The organism is Pseudomonas sp. (genome assembly GCF_026224925.1).
In the GTDB taxonomy this organism is placed as follows: domain Bacteria; phylum Pseudomonadota; class Gammaproteobacteria; order Pseudomonadales; family Pseudomonadaceae; genus Aquipseudomonas.
This window is the reverse complement of record NZ_JAMFRV010000216.1, coordinates 1-3499: the sequence shown is the minus strand read 5'-3', so window position 1 is coordinate 3499 and position 3499 is coordinate 1. Positions and strand designations below refer to the sequence as shown.

Annotated in this window: 4 protein-coding genes and 1 pseudogene; 4 read left to right on the top strand and 1 reads right to left on the bottom strand. The window is 55.6% G+C overall.

Translation table 11 applies throughout. From position 1 onward, the window contains the following. The coding region (locus tag M0974_RS09260) for a transcription elongation factor GreAB (RefSeq protein ID WP_297835568.1) at positions 1-328 on the top strand (328 nt) is incomplete at its 5' end. A gap of 132 nt (positions 329-460) precedes the next feature. Then, the gene (locus M0974_RS09255; protein ID WP_297835567.1) at positions 461-658 is read left to right on the top strand and encodes a hypothetical protein; all 198 of its coding nucleotides are present in this window, start codon (positions 461-463) and stop codon (positions 656-658) included. 30 nt (positions 659-688) lie between these two features. On the opposite strand, the gene M0974_RS09250 is transcribed toward M0974_RS09255, so the two are convergent. Further along, complete coding sequence (locus M0974_RS09250; protein WP_297835565.1) at positions 689-2218, bottom strand: cryptochrome/photolyase family protein; 1530 nt, start codon at positions 2216-2218, stop codon at positions 689-691. 171 nt (positions 2219-2389) lie between these two features. Here M0974_RS09250 and M0974_RS09245 point away from each other — a divergent pair, with 171 nt between their 5' ends. Continuing rightward, positions 2390-2950 (top strand): DUF1003 domain-containing protein, encoded by a 561-nt coding sequence (locus tag M0974_RS09245; protein WP_297835564.1) that lies wholly within the window; start codon positions 2390-2392, stop codon positions 2948-2950. A gap of 324 nt (positions 2951-3274) precedes the next feature. Further along, positions 3275-3499, top strand: a pseudogene (locus M0974_RS09240) (PaaI family thioesterase); the annotation flags it as partial.

The window sequence follows — 3499 nt, the reverse complement described above, 5'->3', positions numbered from 1 at the left end:
CCTGGCCACTGGCCAAGCCCGGCGCGTTGAAGAGATCCGCCAGTCGCTGGTTTTATTCCAGAACCTCAGCCTGCGGCCGTTCGATGCCGCACGTGGTATTCAGGTCGGCGACCTGATCAGCCTGGAAGCAGAGAGCGGCATTCAGCAACGGCTGTTTCTCGGGCCAGACGCCGCTGGTCTGAAAGTACAGCACGACATTGGGTTGATAACCGTGATCACTCCACGCGCGCCATTGGGCAAGGGCCTGATGGGCAAGGCGCAAGACGACACCGTTGAAATAGTAATCAACGGTACACGGCAATCGTTCGAAATAACCGGGACGCTCTAACCAATCCACTTGGAGGGTTGATCAGCTGAACTTTTTATGGGTAAGGTGGCAGCAGCATCACCATCAGTGTCCTGGAAGGATATCTCCAACTGATATCTCCAGGTGCATGGACTCATTAAAAGGAGATTTTTCATGTCGAACGTCGTTAGTTTTCCAGACGCCCATGAACGTGATCGCCTCAAGTCCAATGATCACCCTGGGTTGTTATTCCTGAGCAAAAAAGAGCGCCTGCTGATCGAGGAGCTTCGCGTGACCAGCCATGCGGGCCGGCAATACATTTATGACTACGCACATATCATGCAGGCGTCCAAGCCCTTGCACCCGGATTAAAAATACCGCTGGGCGAGCCAACATCGGTGATCAAAGCGAATCCAGCGACCCACGCAGTCTAAGTGCTTGCTCCTGCAAGGCTGTGACTGCGTCGTCGTCCATATTCGCCAACTGACGGTAGACCATGCCCAATCGAGGGTTGCCTTCGAGCAGCGGTTTGTTGCGCTGGAAGAAATCCCAATACAGCGAGTTATAAGGGCAAGCTCGTTCGCCGAGGCGGGCCTTTTTGTCGTAGTGACAGCCCTTGCAATAGTCGCTCATGCGATCAATGTAAGCGGCGCTCGACACGTAAGGTTTGGTCGCTAGCAAGCCACCGTCAGCGAACTGGCTCATGCCCAACGTATTGGGTAGTTCGACCCATTCGAAAGCGTCGATGTATACGCCCAAGTACCAGCGATGCACCTCTTGGGGGTCCAGCCCGGCCAACAACGCAAAATTACCGATTACCATCAGCCGTTGGATATGGTGCGCGTGGGCATTTTCCAGGGAGCTACCAATTGAGTGCTCCAGGCAACGCATGCGAGTTTTACCGTCCCAGAACCACGAGGGCAGCGGCTGGTTATGGCCAAACGCGTTGAGCAACTCATAACCGGGCATTTGCGCCCAGTAAACGCCGCGCACGTACTCACGCCAACCCAGAATCTGCCGAATGAAGCCTTCGACGGCAGCCAGCGGTGCATTGCCCGCGCGGTAAGCGGCTTCGGCTTTACCCACTACCTCACGGGGATTGAGCATTTTGGTGTTGAGCGCAAACGACAACAATGAGTGAAACAAGCGCCACGCGTGGCTACTCATGGCGTCCTGGAAGTCACCGAAGTGCGGCAAGGCGATTTCGATGAAGTCATCCAGTTGCTGCAGTGCTTCGGCGCGGTTCAGCGGCCAAGCCAAATGCTCGGCATTCGGACGGCCGAAACTATTGACGCCAGCAGCAACGATGCTTGCCCACAGCGCGCAATGATCGTGGCGTACGCGCAGGTCTTCCGGCTCGAAGGGCGTACCGGGCCAGCGCTTGCGGTTGTCATGGTCGTAGTTCCACTGCCCGCCCGACGGTTTGTTATGGGCGTCCATCAGCACCTGATGGGTGACACGCATGTGCCGGTAGAAGTTCTCCATCAGCCATTGCTTACGCCCGGCAAACTGCTGCGCGGCGCTGTCGCGGGCGCTATAGAAATGCTCACTGTCGACCATCGTCCACGGCACCGATTGACCCGCGCAGTACTCAGCCAGTTGCGCATCCAGACGCCACTCGTCTGGCGCCTGATAAGCAAAATGACTGGCCTGGAAATGGCTCAATAAATGATCAAGATTGCCGGACAGGGATTGACGGTTCTCGAGGTCATCAATGCGCAGGTAGTGCACCCGATGCCCCGCCTCTTGAAGCGCACGGGCGAAGTCGCGCATGCCGGCAAAGATCGCAAGAATCTTCTGTGCATGGTGCAGGACGTAATCGGTTTCCTGACGAATTTCCATCATGAGGTAGGTGGTGTCGGCCCGTACCTCCTGGAACCAGCTGTGCTGCGGGTTAAGTTGGTCGCCGAGAATCAGTCTGAGTTGAGTCATGTTTAGCGAGCCGAAGAAGGAGTGGGTTTCGAGCACAGAAAATTAACCGATGTTCAGCCTACATTCAGGCGCCGCGTCGGTTGAACATATCGAGTCTGCGGGTGGTGACCTATAGTGACGCACCGGCTGTACATGGCCTGCACGTTTTTAATGATCATCAGGAATTTTTTAATGACCTCCGTCACGCCCGAAACTGCCGCTGCTGAACCTGTCGCACCAAAGAAGAAACCATTGGTCGACCATTTACGCTTTCATAAGGCCCACGCGCACCTGACGGCGACATTTGGCAACGACACCTTCGCGCTGAAGGCCGAGGCTTTTGCGCGGTTCTTTGGTACGCCGACGTTTTTGGGCGCGCAGACGCTGATCGTTGCTTTGTGGATAGGTGCCAACGTCGTCGGGCTGACGCACTTTGATGTCTACCCTTTCATCCTGTTAAATCTGGCGTTCAGCCTGCAGGCGGCTTATGCCGCTCCGTTGATTCTGCTGGCGCAAACCCGTCAGGCCGCGCGGGACAAGGCGAACGCCGACGCCGATGCACTACATCGCGAGGCGCTAGCGGTGGCCAACGAACAGCGGATGGCCGATGCCGCGCATAACTCACAGTTGATGCTTGAATTGCTGGAGCAAAACACCCGCCTGACCGAGATGACGAAGGGCCTCACTGAACGGATCGAAAACCTGACGCAAGATATGCATCAGCATTTTGTGAAGAAGCCTTTGGGGCAGTGAGGTTTTGGTTTCTTAAGCACATTAACTCCCATGCCGAGAATCCTGTAGGACCGAACTTGTTCGGGAAGCAAACGGCGCGGTACATCAGACATACCGAGGCGTGGCCTTCGAGAACAAGTTCGCTCCTACAGAATCTGCGAATTACCCCAACTCCAGCGCCATGCCGAGAATCTAATGTGGGACCGACCTTACTTGGGAAGGTCTCGAACCTGCTACCAATCCTAAGCCTGAAAATTTATATTGCGATCATAATAAAATAGTTTAATTATACCCGTCATCCAATCGGCCGATGGTGCATTGGCTGCTCAGACGGAGTTTCTTGCTATGCAAATCCCCTCTCGCGAAGAAAAAATTGCCCAATGGCTGGCAGAAGAACACGCCATGCGTAGTCGTCTGTCCGAGCCCGGCACCACCAGTCTGGCGGATGTCAGCACGATGACGCCGGCTGAGTTTTTCGAGGGTATCGGCAGCGGCGAGCTGCCCTGCCCGCCTATCGGTGAGTTGCTGGGTTTCACTCCGCTGGAATGGTCGCCCGGTCGTTTTGTTTTT